The sequence below is a fragment of the Streptomyces sp. NPDC101165 genome, from assembly GCF_044768135.1.
GTDB lineage: Bacteria > Actinomycetota > Actinomycetes > Streptomycetales > Streptomycetaceae > Streptomyces.
Window position 1 is genome coordinate 444,861 of sequence record NZ_JBIWPG010000001.1, and the last position, 20,652, is coordinate 465,512.

General features: G+C 71.7%; 19 protein-coding genes and 1 pseudogene. 16 read left to right on the plus strand and 4 right to left on the minus strand.

Translation table 11 applies throughout. From position 1 onward, the window contains the following. Positions 1-28: 28 nt before the first annotated feature. Complete coding sequence (locus tag ACIRVH_RS01970) at positions 29-655, plus strand: winged helix-turn-helix transcriptional regulator (protein ID WP_403947342.1); 627 nt, start codon at positions 29-31, stop codon at positions 653-655. Then, a complete protein-coding gene (locus ACIRVH_RS01975) occupies positions 652-912 on the plus strand; it encodes a hypothetical protein (protein ID WP_403947343.1) in 261 nt (86 codons plus the stop codon). Before ACIRVH_RS01970 ends, ACIRVH_RS01975 begins: the two co-directional genes overlap by 4 nt. Before the next feature lie 373 nt (positions 913-1,285). Here ACIRVH_RS01975 and ACIRVH_RS01980 read toward each other — a convergent pair whose 3' ends face one another. From ACIRVH_RS01980 to ACIRVH_RS01990, 3 genes are read right to left on the minus strand one after another with little or no spacing between them, the layout of a single operon-like run. Then, positions 1,286-2,086: a hypothetical protein gene (locus ACIRVH_RS01980; protein WP_403947344.1), complete on the minus strand. Its 801-nt coding sequence runs from the start codon at positions 2,084-2,086 to the stop codon at positions 1,286-1,288. Next, the gene (locus ACIRVH_RS01985; RefSeq protein ID WP_403947345.1) at positions 2,086-3,348 is read right to left on the minus strand and encodes a VWA domain-containing protein; all 1,263 of its coding nucleotides are present in this window, start codon (positions 3,346-3,348) and stop codon (positions 2,086-2,088) included. The genes ACIRVH_RS01980 and ACIRVH_RS01985 overlap by 1 nt, the downstream gene beginning before the upstream one ends. 9 nt (positions 3,349-3,357) lie before the next feature. Further along, positions 3,358-4,872: an IucA/IucC family protein gene (locus ACIRVH_RS01990; RefSeq protein ID WP_403947346.1), complete on the minus strand. Its 1,515-nt coding sequence runs from the start codon at positions 4,870-4,872 to the stop codon at positions 3,358-3,360. A gap of 504 nt (positions 4,873-5,376) precedes the next feature. Here ACIRVH_RS01990 and ACIRVH_RS01995 point away from each other — a divergent pair. Next, positions 5,377-6,882: an IucA/IucC family protein gene (locus ACIRVH_RS01995; protein WP_403947347.1), complete on the plus strand. Its 1,506-nt coding sequence runs from the start codon at positions 5,377-5,379 to the stop codon at positions 6,880-6,882. 41 nt (positions 6,883-6,923) lie between these two features. Here ACIRVH_RS01995 and ACIRVH_RS02000 read toward each other — a convergent pair whose 3' ends face one another. Then, positions 6,924-8,138 (minus strand): FAD-dependent monooxygenase, encoded by a 1,215-nt coding sequence (locus tag ACIRVH_RS02000; RefSeq protein WP_403947348.1) that lies wholly within the window; start codon positions 8,136-8,138, stop codon positions 6,924-6,926. Positions 8,139-8,415: 277 nt separating this feature from the next. On the opposite strand from ACIRVH_RS02000, the gene ACIRVH_RS02005 reads away from it, so the two are divergent. The 13 genes and pseudogenes from ACIRVH_RS02005 to ACIRVH_RS02065 all read left to right on the plus strand — a co-directional run bounded on the left by ACIRVH_RS02005 (position 8,416) and on the right by ACIRVH_RS02065 (position 20,649). Further along, positions 8,416-9,138 carry an alpha/beta hydrolase gene (locus tag ACIRVH_RS02005; RefSeq protein ID WP_403947349.1) on the plus strand — a complete coding sequence of 241 codons (723 nt, stop codon included), beginning with the start codon at positions 8,416-8,418 and terminating at the stop codon, positions 9,136-9,138. A 193-nt stretch (positions 9,139-9,331) separates the two neighbouring features. After that, positions 9,332-10,213, plus strand: coding sequence for a GNAT family N-acetyltransferase (locus ACIRVH_RS02010; protein ID WP_403947350.1), 882 nt, complete (start codon positions 9,332-9,334; stop codon positions 10,211-10,213). A gap of 81 nt (positions 10,214-10,294) precedes the next feature. Continuing rightward, complete coding sequence (locus ACIRVH_RS02015) at positions 10,295-10,687, plus strand: VOC family protein (RefSeq protein ID WP_403947351.1); 393 nt, start codon at positions 10,295-10,297, stop codon at positions 10,685-10,687. A 397-nt stretch (positions 10,688-11,084) separates the two neighbouring features. Further along, positions 11,085-11,288 carry an MbtH family protein gene (locus tag ACIRVH_RS02020; RefSeq protein WP_403947352.1) on the plus strand — a complete coding sequence of 68 codons (204 nt, stop codon included), beginning with the start codon at positions 11,085-11,087 and terminating at the stop codon, positions 11,286-11,288. Positions 11,289-11,483: 195 nt separating this feature from the next. Continuing rightward, a pseudogene (locus ACIRVH_RS02025) lies at positions 11,484-11,654 on the plus strand (AAA family ATPase); the annotation flags it as partial. 18 nt (positions 11,655-11,672) lie between these two features. Next, a complete protein-coding gene (locus ACIRVH_RS02030; RefSeq protein ID WP_403947799.1) occupies positions 11,673-14,219 on the plus strand; it encodes a LuxR C-terminal-related transcriptional regulator in 2,547 nt (848 codons plus the stop codon). Positions 14,220-14,455: 236 nt separating this feature from the next. Further along, complete coding sequence (locus ACIRVH_RS02035; RefSeq protein WP_403947353.1) at positions 14,456-15,199, plus strand: 2OG-Fe dioxygenase family protein; 744 nt, start codon at positions 14,456-14,458, stop codon at positions 15,197-15,199. Continuing rightward, positions 15,196-16,368 (plus strand): M20/M25/M40 family metallo-hydrolase, encoded by a 1,173-nt coding sequence (locus ACIRVH_RS02040; protein ID WP_403947354.1) that lies wholly within the window; start codon positions 15,196-15,198, stop codon positions 16,366-16,368. Before ACIRVH_RS02035 ends, ACIRVH_RS02040 begins: the two co-directional genes overlap by 4 nt. Beyond that, the gene (locus tag ACIRVH_RS02045) at positions 16,295-17,176 is read left to right on the plus strand and encodes a RimK family alpha-L-glutamate ligase (RefSeq protein WP_403947355.1); all 882 of its coding nucleotides are present in this window, start codon (positions 16,295-16,297) and stop codon (positions 17,174-17,176) included. Before ACIRVH_RS02040 ends, ACIRVH_RS02045 begins: the two co-directional genes overlap by 74 nt. Next, positions 17,173-17,508, plus strand: a complete 336-nt coding sequence (locus ACIRVH_RS02050) for a hypothetical protein (RefSeq protein ID WP_403947356.1) — start codon at positions 17,173-17,175, stop codon at positions 17,506-17,508. Before ACIRVH_RS02045 ends, ACIRVH_RS02050 begins: the two co-directional genes overlap by 4 nt. Beyond that, positions 17,505-18,812 carry a DegT/DnrJ/EryC1/StrS family aminotransferase gene (locus ACIRVH_RS02055; RefSeq protein ID WP_403947357.1) on the plus strand — a complete coding sequence of 436 codons (1,308 nt, stop codon included), beginning with the start codon at positions 17,505-17,507 and terminating at the stop codon, positions 18,810-18,812. Before ACIRVH_RS02050 ends, ACIRVH_RS02055 begins: the two co-directional genes overlap by 4 nt. Further along, positions 18,809-19,660: a transketolase gene (locus ACIRVH_RS02060; protein ID WP_403947358.1), complete on the plus strand. Its 852-nt coding sequence runs from the start codon at positions 18,809-18,811 to the stop codon at positions 19,658-19,660. Before ACIRVH_RS02055 ends, ACIRVH_RS02060 begins: the two co-directional genes overlap by 4 nt. Beyond that, a complete protein-coding gene (locus ACIRVH_RS02065) occupies positions 19,657-20,649 on the plus strand; it encodes a transketolase family protein (protein WP_403947359.1) in 993 nt (330 codons plus the stop codon). The genes ACIRVH_RS02060 and ACIRVH_RS02065 overlap by 4 nt, the downstream gene beginning before the upstream one ends. The last annotated feature ends 3 nt before the right edge of the window (positions 20,650-20,652 follow it).

Below are 20,652 nucleotides of genomic sequence, written 5' to 3' on the forward strand. Positions count from 1 at the left end.
AGTCCAACAACCCGTCTAGACTCGCCGCATGTCTCCTCGCCGAAGCTACGACCAGTACTGCTCCGCAGCCCGCGCGCTCGACCTCGTGGGCGACCGCTGGACCCTGCTGATCGTCCGGGAACTGTTCGCCGGCCCCCGCCGCTACACGGACCTGCACGCGGACCTGCCGGGCGTGAGCACGGACGTACTCGCCTCACGGCTGAAGGACATGGAACGCGACGGGCTCACCAGCCGACGGCGCCTGCCGCCGCCGGGTCCGGCGTACGTGTACGAACTCACCCCGAGAGGACGTGAGTTGCTGCCCGTGATCCAGGCTCTGGGGGAGTGGGGACAGGCCGATCTCGGCGAGCGACGGCCGACGGACGCGGTGCGCGCCCACTGGTTCGCGCTGCCCCTGCTGCGGGCCCTTGAAGGAGAGGGGCTCGTCGAAGTCCGGCTGGAGGAGGGGGACTTCCATCTGCGCGTCGGCGCCGAGGAGGGACCGGTGTACGGCGACGGACCCGCGCCCCGCGAGGCGGACGCGCGACTCCAGCTGGACGCCGAGACCTGCGCGGCGGTCGCCGGTGGGGAGTTGAGGCTGCTGGAGGCCGTGCGGGCCGGGCGGGTCACGGTGACCGGCGAGGGCACGCTCGCCAAGGCGTTGCGGGAGGCGTGAGGCGGGGTTGCCGGCTCGGGCCGGGCGCGCTGGTCGGCGGCCGCCGGGGCGGGCAGCCCGTTGAGCTCGGGAGGGCCGCCGTGTTCCGGCTGGGCGCCGCGCGACGGTGGGCCGGGTGGCGGGCGCGGTTTCAGCTGGACATCGAGGCCTGGGCGGCGGTCGCCGGTGGGGAGTTGAGGCTGCTGGAGGCCGTGCGGGCGGGGCGGGTCACGGTGACCGGCGAGGGCACGCTCGCCAAGGTGTTGCGGGAGGCGTGAGGCGGGGTTGCCGGCTCGGGCCGGGCGCGCTGGTCGTCGGTCGCCGGGGCGGGCAGCCTGCTGCGCTCCGGGGGGCGCCGTGCTCCGGCAGTTCGCCGTGGTCCGGCGGCCCGCTGCGTTCCGGCTGGGCGCCGCGCGACGGTGGGCCGGGGGCGGAAGCCTGCTGCGCTCCGGAGGCCCGCCGGTGCTCCGGCGGCCCGCTGCGTGCCGGTCGGGCGCCGCGCGATGGCGGGGCCGGGTGGGAGCGGGCCGGGTGGCGGAAGCGCGTAGGTCGTGTCGCCGCCACCGACCGTGACTCTTCAACCGGTCGATTCGGGCGAGCGGTTGGGAAAGCTGAAGGCCCGCCGACGGGCGGGCCTTCAGCTGCGTCACCTCAGACGCTCGGCGGCACCCGGGACGGTCGTCCCGCGCCGCGGGTGAGCGTGTATCCGCCGATGCCCGCGAGTGCGGCGAGCAGTCCGCCCACCGCGGTCCACACCCAGCGGTCGGACCACCAGCCGGAGGACCAGCCGTCGTCGGGTTCGAGGCTCGACAGCACGGCTGCCTTCGAGTCGTCCTCCTTCGCCTGGGACTTGACGGCCACACCCGGCACGAGCGGCTCGGCCAGCGAGCCGTCCACGGCCGCCGCGCCGCCGATGTCCTTGGAGTCGACGCGCACCTCGGCGCTCACCGGCTGCCCCAGGCCGGAGGCCGCGAGGTTCACCACGGTGAGCCGGACGTAGTACGTGCCCGGCAGCGGATCGTTGGCCCAAGTCTCCGACCAGGCGCGCACGGTGCGCAGCACACAGGCCAGCTCGACCGAGGACGTCCCCTGCGCGGCGGTACGGGTCGCCGCACCGTACTGGCAGGACTGGCGGCGCCGCAGACCGTCGTACACGTCGATCTGCCAGGTCTGCGCCCCGTGCGTCTCGGGCAGCTTCACGGTCGCCTTGACGGTCGGGCGCTGTCCGGCGTCCGCGGGGAACGACCAGTACATGTAGTCGCCGGTGGAAGCGGACGCGGTGGCCTGCTGCCCCTGCTCGATCTCGGTCGCCGTACGGAACGACGTGCCCGCCTGGGTGGGCGCCTTGCCGTCGTCCGTGGCGCTCGGCGACGGGGAGGAGTCGGCGGCCGCCGGACCGGCGGCCAGTCCGAGCGCCAGCAGCGCGGCGCCCAGTACTCGCGTGATACGCATCAGTTCGTCCTCCAGACCGCGACCCGCCAGCGCGACAGCCAGCCCCACAGCAGACCGGCGAGGAAGCCGGCCAGTACCAGCGCGCCGAGCAGCCACCAGCCGCGCCCGAGGCCGAAGGAGGCCACGTCGCTCGCCTTGCTCGGACCGTCCACGACGTCGACGGTCAGCTCCAGCGGCAGACCCGGGGAGGTCTTGACCCCCGCTGCGGCCGAGAAGGAGTCGGTGACCTGGAGACACACGGTCTCGGCGGTGGCGGTGTCGTCGTCGCTCTCCGGCTTCGGGTAGCGCAGACCGGTCGAGATCACGTCCGTACGGCCGGTGCCCGCAGCCTCACCGCGCACGATCTCCCGGTCGTGTACGGTCACCGCCCGCAGCAGCACCCCGTAGTTCGGATTGACGGCCCGGTCGTCCGCCACGCTCACCGAGGCGCGCAGCTCCTGGCCGGGGTTGACGTCCACCTTGTACCAGCGCTGCTGACCGAACTCCGTACGGTCGGTGTACAGCCCGGACTTGAGCGACGGCGCCTTCGCGCACTCGTTCGCGCCCTCGGTCGCCACCGGCGTCACCACCGGATCGGCGGCCCGGTCGACCAACTGCCCGACCCGGTCGCTGAGTTCTTCCTTGTGCCGCACATCGGTGTACGTGCCGCCGGTCGCGTCCGCGATGCAGCTGAGCTGGTCGCGGGTCTTGGCGTCCGGCACCAGACCCAGGGTGTCGATGGTCAGCCCGATGCCCTTGGCGGCGATCTCACGGGCCACCTCGCACGGGTCCAGCGGCTGGCAGGTGTCCTCGCCGTCGCTGATCAGGACGATACGGCGGGTGCCGTCACCGCCGTTGAGGTCGGCGGCCGCCTTCTGCAGCGCGGGGCCGATCGGCGTCCACCCGGTCGGTGCCAGCGTGGCCACCGCGGTCTTCGCATCGGTCCGGTTCAGCGGGCCGACCGGGTAGAGCTGCTCGGTGTCCTTGCAGCCCGTTATGCGGTCGTTGCCGCGGTAGTTCGCGCCCAGCGTGCGGATGCCGAGCTGGACCTCCTTGGGCGTCGCGTCGAGCACCTCGTTGAACGCCTGCTTCGCGGCGGCCATCCGGGAGCCGCCGTCTATGTCCCGCGTCCGCATGGAACCGCTGACGTCCAGTACGAGTTCGACCTTCGGAGCGGCCTGTTCCGTCTCGTCGGCCACAGCCGTGGACGGGACCGCGAGCCCGGCCGTCAGGGCGGCGAGCAGAGCGCAGACGCCTGCCGCCAGCCGTTGTCTTCTGATCATCGGCGGATCCTATTGATCAGAGGCGCCGGGCTCCAAAACGAGCGGGTTCGGCAGCGAGGTCCACTGGTCGCCCGGGGCGTCCGGGGACAGCCGCATCAGCGTCAACGCCTTCGTGGGCAACGGACCTTCACGCAGGGCCGCCAGGTCGGGGGTCCGAGGCAGGTCCGGGAGGGCGGCCGCCAGGGCCGCGCCCAGGGCGGACCCCGAACCCGCCGTGCCGGCGAGCGCGCCCGCCACCAGCGACCCGAACAGCTTGCGGCGCAGGGTCGTCACGTCGTCCGTGATCAGCCGGCCGGTCAGCGGCGGCGCGGCGATGCCGTGACCGGTCAGACGGGCCGGGCTGATACGGATGTCGGCGAGGTCGCGGTAGACGAGGCGGAGCGGCGAGTTGTCCGCAGCGAGGACCACCAGCAGATTCTGCCCGTGGGCTTCCAGCGCCACCCCCAGGTCCAGCAGCCGCAGACCGACCGTCAGGGCCAGGCGGGCGAACTCGGCCAGCCAGGCCGGGGAGTCCGGAAGGGCGGTGGTGGGCAGCGCCGCCACCGGCAGCACCCGCTCGCCGGGGCCTGCGTACAGCTCCGGCGACTCCCGCAGCAGCGCGGCCAGATCGGGCGAGTGGGCCGTCGCCGCGCCCAGGGTGCGGGTCACGTGCAACAGCCCGTCCGTGCGCGCGGCCAGGTCCGTGGCGAAGGCCGACAGGGCAGCGGACGCCCCGACGGAGTACGTGGAGATGTCCCGCACCGAGGAGGTCAGCCGGGCGCTCAACGCGGTCTTCACATGCGGGCCGCCGGGCAGCGCGAGCGTGCGCAGGGACATCAGCGGATGCGCGGGACGCCAGGGGTCGTACGACCGCTTCAGCACATGGGCCGCCTGCCAGGGGTGCACCGGAAGCAACAGGTGCTCCCCGTCCCGCAGTTCCTCCGGCCAGTCCCCGGACACCAGGCACTCGGCGGCCGGTACGGCGACCGTGCCGAGACCGACCACCGGCCGGTGCTCCGGACCGTACGCCAGCTGGTCCGCCACCGAGAAACCCGGCCGGGAACGGCAGTTGGGATGGAACGGATGCCCGTCCACCACCCGCTGCTCCCACTCCCAGTCCCGCTCGGGCCACTCCTCCGGACGATCCGCACCGGCCCGGGACAGCGCCAACGAGGCCACGCTGTGCCCTAGTTCCACCGCGAAGCCCGCGGCGTGCGGCACCGCGAGATCGCTCATCAGTCGCGCCGGATCGTCGTACCGCTCCCGGTCCAGGCGGACGGCGGTGACGTACTCGCCGGTCGCGTACGGGTCCGCGTGCGGGCCGTGCAGGGTCCGCCCGTCGGCCAGCCGCAGAGCGAGGCTGTGCGCCCCCCGGACCCGCCCGGTGACCCACGGCAGCGGCTCATGGGCGAGCCCCCGCCACAGCCGCGTCAGCACCGCCGCACGGGCACCCGGCAGCTCGGCCCTGTACCGGGCCAGCAGGCCGGGCCGGACGACGGCCAGCTCCTCGGCGACGTCGGCCTCGGCGGTGGGGGAGAGGTACACGGGGGCTCCTCCTCGGGTACGGGCAGCTCGGAGCACGATTGTCAGGGATGGCATTCATGCTGATCTCTTGGACCCCGGACGAAGGAACAGCCTCACGGACACCAGCCGTCCAGGTGTCCGGCGCAGCCGCCGGTACGCCGGCACAAGCGACCTTCGAACGCCTGCCCCCGGGGGCGATTCGGTCACCGGCATGCCCGTGGGCCCCGCCCACTCCCGCCCGCACAGGGGCGAATTCCCGACGCCACCGCTTTCCTCGCGCGCGGCGCCGGGACCAAGCGCTACTCAGTCCTGGCCACCGGCACCACGGATTCGGAAACGGAGCTGCGTGCCGAACTCGCCTGCAGAAACATGAACGTTCAGTGGATTCAGCTGGAGGAGAGCACCGAGCGCGGATAACCCGCCCCGGCATCGGCCGGCTGGAGGCTCCTCGGGTAAGGACAGCTCAGGGCAGGATGGTCAGGGAAGCCTTTCATACTGATCGCTCGGGCCCAGGACGAAGAACGAATGGATCGCGTGGACCTCAACCCCCCCGCCGACACCGTCGGACACCGCGCCGACGCCTACGCGGCCGCCCCCCTGCTCAACTGCCTGCTGCGAGAGGTCACCGAGCCGTACCCGGCCTCCGGGTCACGGCCGGTCTTCCGGCTGCCCGGGACCGGTCGGCTGCTGCGGGTGCGGCCCGGGCGGCGGCCCGCGGACCCCGAGGTGCAGGCCGCGGGGGACTGGCACCGGCTCGGCCACTCCGAGCTGGTCAAACTGGTCGCCGAGGAGCTGCGTCGGCACACGGGGCTGTCCAACGGTGACCTGCCCACCGAGATGATCGACAGCCGGGACGCGGTCGCCGCCCTGCTCACCGCCCGGGCCGGGGCGACGGTGCCCGAGGACCCGTATCTGCGCTCCGAGCAGTCCCTGATCACCGGCCACCCCTACCACCCGGCTCCGAAGGCGCGCGGTGGCGGCCCGGTCGCGACCTGGCTGCCGTACGCCCCCGAGGCCCACGCGCGGTTCCCGCTGGTGCTGCTCGGCGTCCTCGAGGACCAGGTGGCCGAGGAAGGGGACACCCGCGCCCTGGACGTCCTCGGCACGGCCCCGCCCGGCTACCGGCTGCTGCCCGCCCACCCCTGGCAGCTCGACCTCGTCGGCCGCGATCTCGCCCCGGCCTTCGCCGACGGCCGCCTGGTCCGGCTCGGCACCACCGCCTTCGAGGCCTGCCCGACGGCGGCGATCCGTACGGTGTACGAGCCCCGGCGCGACCTGTTCCTGAAGTTCAGCCTGGACGTGCGGATCACCAACGACATCCGTCGGCTGTGGCGTCATGACCTGCTGAAACTGCGCCGCACCGACGCGGCCGCCACCGCCGCCTTCGCCGCCATGGGCCCGCCCGCGGCCTGGCTGAGCGACCGTGGCTACCGCACTGCCGCCTTCGCCTTCGAGGAGCTGGCGGTGCTCGTGCGCGACGGATTGCGCGGCCACCTCCTGCCGGGCGCAACGCCCCTGCTCGCGGCAGGGCTCGCGGAGGGCTTCGAGGCCAGCCCCCTGGCCGCCACGGCCGACCCGGACGCCTGGTGGGAGGCGTACCTGCGGCAGGTGGTCCCGCCCGCCCTCACGGCGTTCGACGCCCACGGGGTCGTGATCGAGGCGCACCTGCAGAACACCCTGGTCGCCGTGGACGAGGCGGGCATGCCCGTGCAGGCGCTGTTCCGGGATGCCGAGGGCGCCAAGGTCCTGCCGGACGTGCCCCGGGCCGCCGGCTGGGAGCGGCTCGTCTACTGCCTGGTGGTCAACCACCTCAGCGAGATCGCCGCCGCCCTCGCCGAACACCACCCCGGCCTCGACCCCTGGCCCGCCGCCCGCCGCGAACTCGCCCGCCACGACCTGCCCGAGATCCCCGCCCTGCTCACCTCACCGACCCTGCCCGGCAAGACCAACCTGCTGCTGCGCTGGACGGGAGCGGACGGCGCGGACGCCCGCTACTTGCCGCTGCCGAACCCGCTGGCTGACAGGGGCTAGGGTCTGTCCGGCAGGGTCATGCCGGAGGCGCGGGACACCTCCTAGCCCTTCAGCTCCCGCCCCCCGAACGCCCCCGTCCCGTCCGCCTGCTTCCACCAGGTCTCCAGGCCCGTCTGGTCGAGCGTCCGCCAGCTCGGGGTCTCCTGGACCAGGGCCCGACCGAGCCGTCGCCCCAGGTCGACCATGACCCGGCCGGAGGGCGTGCGTTCGGCGTCGTACGCGGCCAGGGCCTCGGGCCAGGTGGTCGTCGACGTCAGGGCCGACTCCAGGACCGTGGCGTCCTGCAGCGCCTTGACGGCACCCGCGCCGGTGTGCGGTCGTGCCACCGCGGCCGCGTCGCCCATGAGCAGCGCACGGCCCACCGTGTAGCGGGGCGCCGTGAAGTCGTACATGGGCTGCAGGAACAGCTCGTCGTGGGTCGTCTCCCGTACCAGGTCGCCCCAGTAGGGAGGCAGCAAATCGGCGGCGACGTACGCCAGATGGGCGCGCAGTCCGTCGCCCGCCGTGCCCGGAGGCAGGCTCGTGGGCGTCTCCAGGCCCTGGTCCAGGCCCGGCGGCGGGGCCGTGTACAGGACCCAGTTGACCCGGTGGCCGCCGTCCGTCCCGTCCGGGATCCGGTACACGATGAGATGGCCGCCCTCGAAGACGACGTACGCGCACTCGTCCTCGGCCCACAGCTCCGGCTCGCGCAGCCGGGCCGACGGGTAGGCGCCGCGCCAGGCGAGGTAACCGGCGTACCCGGGGCGGACGTCGGCGTACACGGCCGCACGCACCGTGGAGCGGTAGCCGTCGGCGCCGATCACCACGTCGTATCGCTCGGTGCGCCCGTTCGCGTGCACCTCGGCGCCGTCCGGTGTCACCTCGACCGCCTCGACGGCCGAGCCGGGCCGGAAGTCCGCCGTCCCGGGCACCCGGCGGCGCAGCTCGTGCCAGAGCGGTCCCCAGGTGTAGGTGCGGAACGGGAAGGGCATCACGGCGATCACGCGGCCCAGCGGGCCGTTCGCCGCCACGTCGTCGCGGACGTACCAGCGGCGGCGGGCCATCCGCACCCACGGCATCGAGGCGTCGAGATGGCCGGCCGCCTCCAGTTCCGCGTAGCGGGTGTTGTGTACGGCGAGTCCGACCCCACGGTCGGCCAGGCGACCCGACGCGCGCTCGTACACCGTGATCGTCTCGGTCCCTCCCCGCCCCAGCGCGAGCGCCGCCGCGCAGCCCGCGATGCTCCCGCCCACGACCGCGACCTTGCCACCACGCATTCGGCGTCCCCTTCGTCGTCCGCGGCGCCGGTCCGGTGCGCCGCGCGGGACCATGCTGCCAGCCCCGCGATCACGCAGCCCGGGAATCCACGCCGACGGCTGGATCCCGCCGTGCCTCACCCAGAGTCGTGATCAGCGGCGGGAAAACGTGTGGGCGGGCTTGCGGCGGGCTGGTTGCTTCGCGGACGTACCAGCGGCGGCGGGCCATCCGTACCCACGGCATCGAGGCGTCGAGACGGCCTCTCTGCAGTTCACCGCCGAGTCGTCGTCGAACGGCATGGTCGAGCGCGACTTCACCGTGGGCGACGTCCCCGGTGTTCTCCGGTCGCCGGCCTCCGGCGCCGATCGCGCACCGCTGGTCCTGATGGGCCACGGCGGCGGCGCCCACAAGAAGCATGCGGCGATGGTGGGTCGCGCCCACCTTCTCGTGACCGGCTGCGGCTTCCATGTCGCCGTCATCGATGCGCCCGGCCACGGCGACCGGCCGCGCTCCGCGCACGACGAGCAGGACATCGCCGCGCTGCGCAAGGCGCAGGCTGCGGGCGAGCCGGAAGGCCCGATCGTCGTCCCGTACGACGCCCGTCCGGCGGAGCTTGCCGTGCCCGAGTGGCAGGCGACCCTGGACGCCCTTCAGGAACTTCCGGAGATCGGCGCCGATGGGCCGGTGGGCTACGTCGGCATCGGCCTGGGCACCGCGATCGGGATGCCGCTGGTGGCGGTCGAGCCCAGGATCACGGCCGCGGTCTTCGGCATGCACTGGCCCGATGCCATGTTCGGGGCGGCGAAGCAGATCACCGTCCCGATCGAGTTCGCCCTTCAGTGGGACAACGAGCGCATCCCGCGTGAGGCCGGCCTCGCGCTGTTCGACGCCTTCGCCTCGCAGGAGAAGACGTCGCACGCCAACGCGGGCAAGCACTTTGAAATGCCCAGGTTCGAGGCGGACAGCGCGGTCCGGTTCCTCGCCCGGCATCTTGGCCGGGCGGTCCCCTCACCGGCCTGAGGCGAGCGGCAGCGGCGTCCGGTCCGCCCATCGGGCGCCGTTACCGGCCAAGTCAGGGGCAGTCGTATGTGAGAGGGGGCAACCGTGCGGACTGCCGGCGTGCCCGGTGGGGCCGGACCCACCCCACCGGGTCGCCTTCGTTGGGGAAGTTCCCGACTGTCGGAGCGGGACCGCGTACCGGCATATTCGGCTGGTGACCAAAGAGTTCCCCGCGGATCTGACCATCCGCCCCGCCCGTGCCGAGGACTACACACAGGTGCTCTCCGCGCTCGACGCCTGGCGCGTGGGGCCGCACGACGCACGTGAAGAGGCACCGCTGTCGAGGTTCCTCTTCGAGGACTTCCTGGCGACCGGCTTTGCGGCCGAGAACACCGACGGAGGACTCGCGGGGTTCCTGGTCGGCTCTCTCTCGCAGAGCGACCGGCGCGCGGCACACGTCCATCAGGTCGCCGTGGACCCCCGAGTGCGCCGCCGGGGCGTGGCGACCGTGCTGTATGAGAGGTTCTTCGCCGCGGTACGGGCGCACGGCCGGCACCTGGTCCGGTGCCACGCGGCCGCCGGCGCCGCCGCGATGCTCCATGAGCGGCTCGGATTCGTGCCGTCGCCGGAGACGACTGCCGTTGTGCTCGACCTCGACACCTGCCCGCAGAGCGGCAGCGGACGGGCGGACGCCACACCGAGTGCCGTCGGCGCGCTCCGCCTGAGAATCCTCGAGCCGGTCTTCGCTCTGGAACACCGCGCGGATCGCCGGGAGCCCGGGGACGGGACATGGCATGCCATGGTGCAGGCGCCGGAGGGCCTCACCGTGATCAGGGAGGCGGGCCCGGCCACTCCGGAGGCCGAGCGGTGGATCGGCCTGTACGACGCCGACGCCGGACACGGCCTGGATGTACCGGGGCTGCTGGCCGCTGTGGTGAGTCCCCTGGCCGGCGCGGCCGTGCCGGTCTTCGTGGCCTCCACCTACCACGCGGACATGGTGCTGGTGCCGAGGTCATTCCAGCACGAGGCGTGTGCCGCCCTGCGGGATGCGGGGCACGAGGTCCGCGGTCTCGCGCCCAGACCGCTTTCCCGCTGAGTCCGCGAACCGGCCTGCGACATCACGGCGATTCGGCACTTCCAGTGGCGTCCGCCCCATCGCTCGGAGAGGATCACCCGCATGGCTTCAACAGTGACGAACATGACGGTCGACTGTGCAAATGCGTACCAACTGGCCCGGTTCTGGAGCGAGGTGACAGGACATCCACTCGACCCCGAGGACGAACCGGGCGACGACGAGACGGAGATCATGCTGCCGGGCGGTCCGGCCCTGCACTTCAACGAGGTACCGGAGCCGAAGGCGGGCAAGAACCGGCTCCACCTCTGCCTGCGTCCCGACACCTCGCGGGACGCGGAGGTCGAGCGGCTGCTGACGCTGGGCGCCTCCCTGGTCGACGACCACCGAAAGCCCAACGGCTGGGGGTGGGTCGTGCTCGCCGACCCGGAGGGCAACGAGTTCTGCATCCTCCTGGCCGAATCCGAACGAGCCGAACTGCCCCCGATGTCCTCGTAGCCCGCAATGAGTGATCCTGTGTCACAGCAGGGATCAGGCGGCGAGATTGGCCTGAACTGGTACTTCCGTCCTCGATGTTGACAACGAGTGCCCGCTATCTCAGGATCTAAGACGGCGTCACCGGCGGGGCCTGACCAGCTCTTGGGAACGTTGCGCGAGGTGACTGGGTGGCGTGCCCCCGGGTTCGTGTTCCGCTCGGTCCTCTTTCGCGTCGAGCAATGCGTGGCTGGAAAGCGACGCGTATTCTCCAGGGAACGTAATGGCGAATCCTTTGGGGTTTCATTACTGTGGCCTCCACGTGCTGACCAGAACGTGATGTATGCACAGGTGAACCGCTTGCCTGCTGCAGAACTGTTGCGTTGCACGGATGGATCAATCGCCAAAACGGGGAGATGTCGTGACAGAGACGGGCAACGAGATCACCTATACCGTGGTGGTCAACGACGAGGAGCAGTACTCCATCTGGCCGGTGGGTCGTGAACTCCCGGACGGCTGGCGGGAGGTCGGCGTGACGGGCGCGAAGCAGGAGTGTCTGGCCCACGTCGAAGAGGTGTGGACCGACATGCGCCCGCTGAGCCTCCGCAACGCGATGACCGAGTAGAAAACCGGTAAGGGCCTCGCATCGCCATTTCCTTCCGGAGGAATGGCCTGGGGATTGAGTCGCGGCCCCGCAGTGGGCCGCGGCTCGGGCCCCATGTTTTCTTGTTCGTTCCAAGGATGACCGCCGTGTGCGGTTCGACAACCTCATGACCAGAAGAGGGAAACCGAAGTAATCATTGGCAACGGGGGATCGGCATTGTCCGGCACAATCAACGGCACATGTTTCACCGGACGGCAGCGGGAATTGAGCACTCTTGCGAAAGCTCTCCGCAATCGGCAAGGACGCCCCGGACTCATCAAGATTCCGGGGGAAGCAGGTGTAGGGAAGACCCGGCTGCTGACGGAATTCCTGGACCTCGCGACGGAGATTCCTGACGTCACCGTGGTGGCCAGCACCGCCGCCGAGCGTCAGCACGGTCCATTCGACGGCCTCACCACGCTCCCGCCGCTGCACGGGCTCGCGGAGCCCGGCGGGCTGGTGCTGCTGGTCGACGACCTGCACGATGCGACGCATCAGATCAACATCGCCCTGGAGCAACTGCTCCGCCATCCGCCACGATCAGATCTCACCGTCGTGCTGGCGTACCGGCCCCGGGGAATCGCGAACCGGCTGCTCGCCGCGCTCGGTGCCGCGCAGTCGCAATGGGACATCGAGGAACTCCCGCTGGCCGGGCTCAGCAGCGAAGCGGTCGAGGAGCTCCTCCCGGAACACCTCTGCGGCCGCCACCAGATGACGCTGCATCAGGAGAGCGGCGGCAATCCGCGCTATCTGCAACTCCTGATGTCGCTCTGCCAGGGTCCGGGCTGCCGGGGCGAGTCCCTGCTCAGGACCGACGCGGAGATCCCCGTCGAGCTCGCCGCCCCGATACTGATGGACCTGGACCGGCTGTCCGCCACGACCCGGCTCGTGGCGCAGTCGGCGGCGGTCGTGGGCGAGACCTTCGAACCCGAAGTGGCCTCCGCGGTCGCGGAACTGGACCACCCGACCGTACTGGTCGCCCTCGACGAACTACTGGCACGGGACCTGATCCAGGCGGCCCCGGTGCCCGCCCGATTCGGCTTCCGCCACCCCGTCGTCCGCGGCGTCGTCTACCGCACAGCGCCGGACGGCTGGCGGCTCGGTGCGCACGCTCGAGCCATCGACGCACTGCGCAGCCGGAACCAGCCGGCTGTCCGCATCGCCGAGCACGTGGAACGGGTCGGCGGCGAAGGGCCGGAGCGGGGCGCGGCTCTCATCGCCGCGGCCCGTGCCATCGAGCTGAGCGCCCCGGACACCGCCGCCGCCTGGTACCGCACGGCGTTGCGGCTCACCGGCGACGGTTCCGAGCACCGTGAGCGGCGACGCGAACTGCTCACCGCGCTGGCCCGCGGCGCCGTGCTGACCGGACGTCTCAGCGACGGCTGGGAGGCGCTCGTCCGGCGCGACGGGCTGGTCGAGGGCAAGGCGGACGTCAGCGCCGACGCGGCCATGGCGGTCGAGTGCCGCGCCGTCCTCGCCCAGTACGCCGGCCGGTACACCGAGGCGCGCGCCATGCTGCACCGGGCACTGACCCGCAGCGACTCCACGGTGGGCGCCACACGGCTGCGGCTGGCCCTGGCGGCCACCACCGTCTGGGACACGGGATGGGAGTGGTCCGAGGACGCTCTGCTCGGAGCCGTCGGCAGCGGCGACCAGATGCTGCAGTCGCTCGCACTCGCCATCCATGCCATGGCCGCCCTCGCCAAGGGTGCTTCGGTGACCGCCGGGCGCAGTGCCAGCGAGGCGGCACAGCTGATCGACCGGCAGACCGACGACCAACTGGCCCACGGACTCGACGCGGTGTGGCACCTCGGCTTCGCCGAACTCCACCTCGAACGCCGCACACAGGCGGCGCGGCACTTCAGCCGTGGCCTCGCCGTCAGCAAGGCCTACGGCCAGTGGCAGTCGACGATTCCGCTGCTCGTCGGGCTCGGCTCCGTCCACTTGCGGCAACGGCACCTCGAAGGTGCCCAGAGCCATGCCGAGCAGGCGATACGGCTGGCGCAGAGCCCCGGCTGCGAGGACCTGCTCGCGATGGCACTGACCCTGCGCGCGCAGACGGCACTGGCGGAGGGGGCCGTTCTGAACTCCCTCGCCGACAGCCGTGCCGCGTGCGAAGCGGTCACCCCGGACAGCCCCACTTGGCGCCAGGCCCGGCTGGCGCAGGCTGCTGCACTGCTCGCGAACGATGACCCCGCCGGCTGCCTGGCAGCCGTCCTCGACGCCGGGGGCGGCCCCGCGCTGCCCGAACTCCCGTTGTGGGACCACCCCCGCGCCTACGACCTGATGGGCCGGTCGGAACTCGCGCTGGGCCGCAGGGCCGAAGCCCGCACCTGGGTGGACCGGCTCCAGGCCGCGGCCGAGACGCTGGGACTTCCGGGAGGGACCGGGCCGGTCGCGACGGCTCGGGCCCGGGTGGCCGACGACCCGGCCGAGGCCCTGGCCCACGCCCTGGAGGCCATCGACGCAGGCACGGCGAACGAGCGGGTGCTGGAGGCCGGGACAGGGCACCTGCTGGCGTCCCAGGCTCTGCTGGCCCTCGGCGCCCCCGCCGGGGCCGAGAAGCATCTCGATGCCGCGGAGGCGGCGGTCACCGGCTGCGGAGCGCGGGATCTCGCTCCACGGGTGCGGCAACTGCGGGCCGAGTTGCACGCCGCCACCGCGGCGACGGCAGAGCCTCCGGCGGAGCAGTACATGCTCAGCCAGCGGGAGTTCGAGATCGCACGTCTGGTCAGCCAGGGCCGGACGAACCGGCAGATCGCCCGTCAGCTCGACGTCAGTCACAAGACGGTGGAGACCCACCTCGGCAGGATCTTCACCAAGCTCAACGTCTCGTCGCGCGCCGAGATCGCGAGCATGGTCGGCCGTTCCTCGGTGATCGCGCGGCCTCGACGGACGGCTGCCGTCCGCTGAACAGCACCTGTGGCGGATGCCGGCACCCTGTGTCGGCATCCGCCACAGTCATGCCCGTACCCAGGGGTTTTGCGGCATCCGCACACCAATCCTCCTCCTGCCCCGGGTGACAGTCAGGGTAATGACCGACAAGTCCCGCAGCCCCGGCGATGACAGGGTGGTCGCAGACTCTGGTGGCCGTCACGACCCACAACGGGCCCGGCATCACAACAGGTTTCGATCCAGCGGAGGGATGTATGGGGGCCTTCGGCGCGGCCGCGAGCGACTTCATGGAGGAGCGGATGAAGGGGCTCGCGGAGGAAACGGTCCAGGAAGGCTTCGCGATACTGCCGGGCGCACAGCTGCGCCCGCTACTGCCGGAGAGCGAGTTCACCACGTTCGCCCGGTTCTGGTCCGACCTTCCGCTCGACACGACCCTGCACGACGGCGGACGGTACCGCCACCGCCGATACGGCCGGCTGCGTGTCGAGATCGGCGACGACGGAACCCAGTTCGAGGTCCTGCCCCACAAGACCTTCCGGCAGGACGGGATCCCGCTCTGGAAGGGCGCGGACCGGGAGTTCGCACCGGCCGGGGACGAAGCCCTGCTGCACCCGGCGATGACCGCCCTGGTGGGCTTCGACACCAACCTGGCGCGCAGCATCACGGGGCAACGGAGCTGGGAAGTGGGAATCCACCAGATCCGTATGGTCGCCCACGCCGGAGAACAGGGCCTGCCGACACCTGAGGGACGGCACCGGGACGGACACTGCTACATCGGCATGCACCTGATCCGCCGAGACGGTTGTGTGGGCGGCGAGTCGACGGTGTACCCGGACAGCGGTGAGGCGGTGCGGCTGACCCTGACCGAACCCATGGACTCGGTCTTCGTCGACGACCGGCTCGTCACCCACGAGGTGTCGCCGACCGAGGCGGTGGGCGAGACGGGAATCCGGGACATGCTGCTGGTCGACATCAACCCCTTCGGCAGCGACGCATGACCCGGCCGGTCGGCGCGGACGAGATCGAGCTGCTGCGCGCCATCGTGGCCGTCCCGTCCTTCTCGGGGCAGGAGTCGGAGCTGGCCGGCCTGCTGACCGAGCGGCTGGCGGCGGCCGGCTTCGACACGCACGTCGACGCGGTCGGCAACGTGCACGGTGCGGTCGGCGATCCGGACGGCCCCGAGGTTCTGATGCTCGGCCACATCGACACGGTCCCGGGCACCCTGCCGGTGCGACTGGACGGAGATGTGCTCAGCGGCCGGGGCTCGGTCGACGCCAAGGGCTCCCTGGCGACGATGATCTGTGCCGCGGCCCGGCTGGCGGACCGGATCCAGGGGCGCCTGGTCGTGATCGGCGCGGTCGGGGAGGAAGCCACCTCGCACGGTGCCCGGCATCTCCTGCACCGCAGCGCCCCCGACGCCCTCATCATCGGCGAGCCCAGCGGTGTGCACTCCATCGGGATCGGCTACAAGGGCGTCTTCCGGTTCCGGATGGAGTTCACCCAGCCGCCGGCCCACACCAGCTCCGACCGACCGACCGCGGCCGAGGCGGCGTTCGCCTTCTGGCAGACCCTGCGTGCGGAACTCGCCCCGGACCACGAGGAGGCACCGCTGTTCGAACGCGCGCTGCCCACCATCGTGGGGATGACCGCGGACCTGGAGCGGGCCGCGCTCGAGATCTCCTGCCGGACCCCGCTCGGCTTCGATGCCCCCGCCCTGACGTCCTGGCTCGCGGCGGTGCCCGGCAGCCGGGTCACCGTGATCGAGGAGGTGCCCGCCGTGCGTGCCTCCCGCACGAATCCCGTGGTGCGGGCCCTGGGGGCGGCCCTGTCCCGCAGGGACGCACGTCCCGTGCCCAAGCTCAAGCTCGGCACCTCCGACTGGAACGTGGTCGCGCAGTACTGGCCGGTGCCGACGGCCGCCTACGGGCCCGGCAACTCCCGGCTCTGTCACAGCGACGACGAACACATCGAGATACCCGAGTACCTGGCTGCCATCGATGTGCTGACCGATGCGTTGCCACGGCTCGTCGATTCGCTGCGCTCTGCTCCGGCTCACCAGGACGCCGCGCAGACGGGAAAGGGAGCGTCAGATCGTGACCGCAGAAGCCAAGAAGCTGGCCGTCCTCACGTCGAGGGTGCGGCTGGAGGAGCGGCTGCTCCTCGCTGAGCTGCGCAAGCGGGACATCGACTTCGACCAGATCGACGCACGGAAGTTCTTTGTGCGGCTGGACAACGGAGAGCCGCTGCGGCTGCCGTACGGGGGAGCGCTCAGCAGGGAGATCTCACACACCAGGAACTTCTACGCCTGCCGGCTCCTCGAGCACGCCGGAGTCCCGGTCGTCAACAGCTCGCGGATCATCGGTCTGTGCGGTGACAAGCTGCTCACCACGCTGGCCCTGCGCGACGGCGGGCTGCCCACGATCCGCGCCCTGGCCGGACTGACACCGGACGCCGTGCTCGACGAGCTGGACGACTTCGGATACCCGGCGGTGGTCAAGCCGCTCACCGGGTCCTGGGGCCGGCTGGCCGCACGGATGCACGACCACGAACAGGCCGAGGCGCTCCTGGAGCACCGGGCCGCGCTGTCCGGACCGCAGCACCAGATCACCTTCGTCCAGCAGTACGTCGACAAGCCCGACCGGGACATCAAGGCCTACGTGTTCGGCGGCGAGGTCGTCGGCGCGATCTACAAGGTGCGGCACGACCACTGGCGCACCAACACCGCGCGCGGAGGCCGGGCCGAGGTGTGTCCCCTCACCGACGACCTGGTCAAGTTGCTGCAGGACACAGCCAACGCGATCGGCGAGGGCGTCCTGGGGGTGGACGTGATCGAGGACCGTGACGGCCGGTACTTCGTCAACGAGGTCAACCACACGCCGGAGTTCCACGGTGCCATCGAGGTGCTCGACGTGGACCTGGTCGGCGCCTACGTCGACTACGTCATGGGCCAGCTGAAGTTGTGGGGCGGCCGGTGAACCGGTTCGTTCCGGTCCCGATCGAGGGGCCGCTGCCCTGTGCCGGGCAGCTCGTCGAGGTGCCCGAGGGGCGCTACGACTGGCTGTGCATCGAGATGAGCGTCCCGGCGGAAGCGGACACCGGCGAAACGGCGTGGCTGCACTACGAGAACGGCGTCGACCCCGAGCACTTCGTGCTCCCGCCGGCCGGGCTCACCCGGGTCTGGCTGCCGGTACCGCGTCGGCAGGCACTTCGAGCCGTACGGCTTCCGGTCGCCCCGGCCCTCACCGTCCGCACGATGGCCGCGGTCGTCTCGCGGCACAGCACCGAGAAAGAGAGGCCGAGGGCATGACCGATGCCGTCAAGCTGGCCATGTTCGGCGGCAGCCGCGTGATCGGCAAACAGGACGTGACCAGGGAACTGGTCGGCTGGCCCGTGGTGACGGACCGGGAACACGAGGCGCTTCGCGGCGTCCTGGACCGGGGCCTGTTCACCTCCAACGACGGCGGCCGCGGCGAGGTCAGCGCGCTCCAGCAGGAATGGGCGCAGTACGTCGGCACCGCACACTGTGCCGCGGTCGCCAACGGCACCGCGGCCCTCGAACTGTCGCTGGCGGCACTGGACATCGAGCCGGGTTCGGAAGTCCTGGTACCCGCCCTGACGTTCATCGGCAGCGCGGTGCCGATCATCCAGCGTCGCCTCGTGCCGGTGTTCGTCGACATCGACCCGGTCACGTACACCATGGACCCGGTCGCGGCGGAGAAGGCGGTGACCGGCCGGACCAGGGCCGTCATCGCCGTACATCTGCACGGACTGCCCTGTGACATGGCCGCGCTGCGCGCGCTGGCCGAGCGACACGGCCTGCACCTGATCGAGGACGCGGCCCAGGCCCAGGGCGCCGCCTACCGAGGGCGGCGGACCGGCTCGATCGGTGACATCAACGCCGTGAGCCTGAACGTCGTGAAGAACCTGCCGACCTGCGGCGAGGGCGGCCTGGTGACCACCGACGACGAGGAACTGCACGAACGGGTGGTGCTGTACCGCCAGTTCGGCGAGGAGCTGCGGTCCGGCAGGGAACGCGACTACATCTCACGGCTGGCGGCAGGCAACGAGAAGATGAGCGCGGTGCAGGCCGCCTTCACCCGTTGCCAGCTGAGCCGCCTGGACGTCGACTCGGCCGCCCGTGACCGGGTGGTGCGGGGTTTTCTCGGCAGGCTGGGCGAGCTGCCCGGGGTGACGGTGCCGACCTGTCCGGAGGACCGCACGCACGCGTGGCACATCCTGCGGCTGCGCTTCGATCCGGTCGTCGCGGGCTTCCCCGAGCTGTCGCCCGGCGCGTTCCGGGCGACGGTGCAGCGGGCGCTGCGTGCCGAGGGCGTGCCGGTGCAGCCCTACCAGGTGGTGCCGCTGCCGGGGCAGCCCGCCTTCCGTGACCTGGGAGTGCCGGTCACCGACTACGAGGTCAGTCTGGCAGTGATCGACGACTCGGTCACCCTGCAGCGCTGGCATCTGAACCCCCGCTGCGAGCCGGTGCTCGATCTCGTCGTGCGCGCCTTCGAGAAGGTGTGGGACCGACTGGGCCAACTGGCCCCTGCGGCGGCCGCGATGGACTACCGGCCACCGTGGCACCGGGTGCTGGGCGGAGCGGCCCGATGAGCGCCGGAACGGAGCGGACCGCCGTCGTGTCCGACCGGGCTCTGGCCGACCGCGCCTACCGGGTGCGGGAGCACGTGCTGCGCATGGGCGCGTCCGAGCACGGTGCGCACATCGGCGGCAGCCTCTCCTGCACCGACGTATTGGTGCACCTGTACACGGAGGTGCTGCGGCTGCGGCCGGACGAGCCCGACTGGCCCGGACGGGACCGGTTCGTGCTCAGCAAGGGACACGCCGCGCCCGCGCTGTACGCGGTGCTGGCCGAGATCGGCGTCATCGACGTCGAGGAGCTGGAGACGTACACCCAGCGGGGCAGCCGCCTGGCGGGCCACCCCCTGGGCAGGCTGCCGGGCGTGGAGTTCCCCACCGGGTCGCTCGGCCACGGGCTGTCGCTCGGCGCCGGTGTCGCGCTGGCGATGCGCAGGCTCGGGCGGGACAGCCGCGCCTTCGTGCTGCTCGGCGACGGTGAACTGCAGGAAGGTTCTGTCTGGGAGGCGGCGATGGTGGCCGCCCAGTACCGGCTGGACAATCTGGTCGCGGTGGTGGACCGCAACGGTCTGCAGATCACCGGGGACACCGAGGACTGCGTCGCACTGGAGCCGCTGGCCGAGCGATGGCGCAGCTTCGGCTGGCACGCCGTCGAGGTGGACGGTCACGACCACGCGGCGCTGCGCGCGGTGTTCGGGACGCTGCCCGCGGTGACGGACCGTCCGACCGTGGTCATCGCCCGTACGGTCAAGGGGCGCGGTGTCGCCCTGTTCGAAGGAAAGAAGAAGAGCCACTCCGTCCAGCTCACACCGCGGCTGTACCAGCGGGCGAAGGCGGGGCTGAAGGCAGGCAGGCAGTCATGAGCGAAGTGATCACCGACGTTCCCGCGACGGCTCTGCCGGACTGGGCCGAGCGCTATGCCGTTCCCGCCCGGGAGGCCTACCGCCGCACCCTGCTCGACCTGGCCCGCCTCGATCCGCGGATCTTCTGCGTCGACTCCGACATGGGCGGTCTGGAGGACGGCTTCGGACAGGAACTGCCCGACCAGTACGTCAACGTGGGCATCGCGGAGGCGAACCTGATGGGTGTGTCCGCGGGCCTGGCCCATTCCGGGCTGCTGCCCTACGCCAACACCATCTCCAGCTTCGCCGCGAGCAGGGCGGCCGAGCAGGTGAAGATCGACGTCGCCGGCAACAACCTGCCGGTCCGCATCGTCGTGACGCACGCGGGGGTGTCCGCCGGACACTACGGCCCCACGCATCACGCCCTTGAGGACATCGCGCTGATACGGCCGCTGCCCCATATGACCGTCGTCGTTCCGTGCGACGCCGCCGAGACCGAGGCCGCCGTGCGGGCCACGGCCGATCTGCCGGGCCCGCTGTTCCTCCGGCTCGGCCGGGCGCGCACCCCGCTGGTCAACACGGAGCCGTACGAGTTCAGGGTCGGCGAGGCACGCCTGCTGCGGGAGGGCGACGACGTCACCCTGGTCGCCAGCGGCCCGTACCCCGTGGTGATGGCCCTGGAAGCCGCCGACCTGCTGGCCCAACAGGGCTGCAGCGCCCGCGTGTTGAACATGCACACGATCAAGCCGCTCGATGTGGCGGCGCTGGGGCGCGCGGCCCGGGAGACCGGCGGCCTGGTCACGGTGGAGGACCATGTGCGGGTCGGCGGGCTGGGGGCCGCCGTGTGCGAGGCGGTCGCGGAGGACCATCCGTGCCCCGTGCGTCGCATCGGGGTGCCCGACGCCTACCTCGACTTCGTCGCCGACGAGCGGAGTCTGCTGGAGCACGCGGGAGTGAGCCCGGAGCGGATCGCGGAGGCAGCGTGCGACATCGTCCGGCGGCGGGGGTGATCC

Bases quoted from the DNA above. Each gene is read 5' to 3' on its own strand.
- ACIRVH_RS02055 (WP_403947357.1), top strand. From the start codon at position 17,505: ATGACCGATGCCGTCAAGCTGGCCATGTTCGGCGGCAGCCGCGTGATC.
- ACIRVH_RS02000 (WP_403947348.1), bottom strand. From the start codon at position 8,138: ATGCGTGGTGGCAAGGTCGCGGTCGTGGGCGGGAGCATCGCGGGCTGC.
- ACIRVH_RS02005 (WP_403947349.1), top strand. From the start codon at position 8,416: ATGGTCGAGCGCGACTTCACCGTGGGCGACGTCCCCGGTGTTCTCCGG.
- ACIRVH_RS02060 (WP_403947358.1), top strand. From the start codon at position 18,809: ATGAGCGCCGGAACGGAGCGGACCGCCGTCGTGTCCGACCGGGCTCTG.
- ACIRVH_RS02015 (WP_403947351.1), top strand. From the start codon at position 10,295: ATGGCTTCAACAGTGACGAACATGACGGTCGACTGTGCAAATGCGTAC.
- ACIRVH_RS02035 (WP_403947353.1), top strand. From the start codon at position 14,456: ATGGGGGCCTTCGGCGCGGCCGCGAGCGACTTCATGGAGGAGCGGATG.
- ACIRVH_RS01980 (WP_403947344.1), bottom strand. From the start codon at position 2,086: ATGCGTATCACGCGAGTACTGGGCGCCGCGCTGCTGGCGCTCGGACTG.
- ACIRVH_RS02040 (WP_403947354.1), top strand. From the start codon at position 15,196: ATGACCCGGCCGGTCGGCGCGGACGAGATCGAGCTGCTGCGCGCCATC.
- ACIRVH_RS02065 (WP_403947359.1), top strand. From the start codon at position 19,657: ATGAGCGAAGTGATCACCGACGTTCCCGCGACGGCTCTGCCGGACTGG.
- ACIRVH_RS01995 (WP_403947347.1), top strand. From the start codon at position 5,377: ATGGATCGCGTGGACCTCAACCCCCCCGCCGACACCGTCGGACACCGC.
- ACIRVH_RS01985 (WP_403947345.1), bottom strand. From the start codon at position 3,348: ATGATCAGAAGACAACGGCTGGCGGCAGGCGTCTGCGCTCTGCTCGCC.
- ACIRVH_RS01970 (WP_403947342.1), top strand. From the start codon at position 29: ATGTCTCCTCGCCGAAGCTACGACCAGTACTGCTCCGCAGCCCGCGCG.